At 67.3% G+C, this 1165-nt stretch carries 2 protein-coding genes; both read left to right on the top strand.

Features of this window, described 5'->3' with window-relative positions; genetic code table 11:
* Nucleotides 1-324 precede the first annotated feature (324 nt).
* Nucleotides 325-711: a hypothetical protein gene (locus AB0O00_RS31535; RefSeq protein WP_363657585.1), complete on the top strand. Its 387-nt coding sequence runs from the start codon at nucleotides 325-327 to the stop codon at nucleotides 709-711.
* A partial coding sequence (locus AB0O00_RS31530; RefSeq protein ID WP_363657583.1) for a hypothetical protein occupies nucleotides 708-1165 on the top strand: 458 nt, incomplete at its 3' end. The genes AB0O00_RS31535 and AB0O00_RS31530, both read left to right, overlap by 4 nt.

Below are 1165 nucleotides of genomic sequence, written 5' to 3'. Positions count from 1 at the left end.
GTCCGGAGCTCGGGGAGCGGCGCTGAGCGATGCGGATCTGCAGGTCGGTGCCGCAAAATGGCTCGGTCGCCTCCGCTGGAGTGGTGTATCGCGCTGAGTTTTGGAGCACGTCAGGGCCAGCGCTCGGCGCGCCGTCAGCGGCGGCCTGATGTGGACCAGCGCTGCGTCACCGTCAGTGCCTGATTCGTCTGCTCACCCGATTCGGCGAACTCTGAATCTCGTCCAGTCGGTTTGTCCCCAGAAAGCCGAAGTGCCGTCACCGATCCTGAGAAGCTGTGCTTGCCTCCCGTCGGAAAAGCTAGTTACCCGAAGGAGTTTGGAACCTTGAACCTCAGCTTTGGTCAGGACATTGAGCAGATCGCGGCTGTGACGCTGACCGTCGCGTCCGCGGCTGCGAGTCGGCTCGCCGACCGGGGCTTCCGGGACGATCGCTACGATCCGGCAGCGGCCCTCGCCGCCGGCGCGTACACGGCTCAGGCAACCAGCTATCTTCCTCTCCCCGACATCTTCCCGGAGGACAACGGCGCCGAGACCGACTACCGAGGCTTGGCCGACCGGCTGGAACGCATCGCCGACGCTCTTGATGACCTCGGCACTCGTTCAACCGAAGTCCGACGGATTCGCGATCGACACACTGCTGCGCTTCACATCCGTAACGCGGCCATTGCCTTGCGAAACGCTCTGCCGGTCGGAGACGGGGCAGCCGAGTGACGGTGTCGGACGCGACCTGGGGCGACTTCACGGCGCTGGCTGCGTCCAGGCTGGAATACGCCCTGGCAGCGCTCGCCGAAGCCGAGACCCGGACCACGCCCGGCCGGCACGCAGCGCGCAGCGAGGCGCTTGCGGGCACATGCCGTCTGCTCCACCGGTACACCGAGCGCTACGGGCCTCTGGCCCATGACCCGCTCGGCATCTCCGAGGACGACGTTGCGCGCCTCCACGGCAACCTGGACACGCTCGTGCGGGGTCTTCGCGGAGAGGCTCGCTACGCGCGGCACGAGGTCGACCCCGTGTCCGTGCACCTCGCGCAGGCCACACGTTTCCTCGCTGTCGGGGCAGACGTGCTTGCCAGCCACCATGGGCCAGACGGCCAACCTCGTAGCCCGTACGCGGCCTATCTGGACAGCACCGTGGTCGCGCGCCGCATTGTCGCCGAGACCGCCGA

The sequence above is a fragment of the Kitasatospora sp. NPDC093558 genome (assembly GCF_040683475.1).
Taxonomy (GTDB): Bacteria; Actinomycetota; Actinomycetes; order Streptomycetales; family Streptomycetaceae; genus Kitasatospora.
Note: the sequence above shows the minus strand (reverse complement) of the source record. Positions and strands in the feature narration are given on the sequence as shown.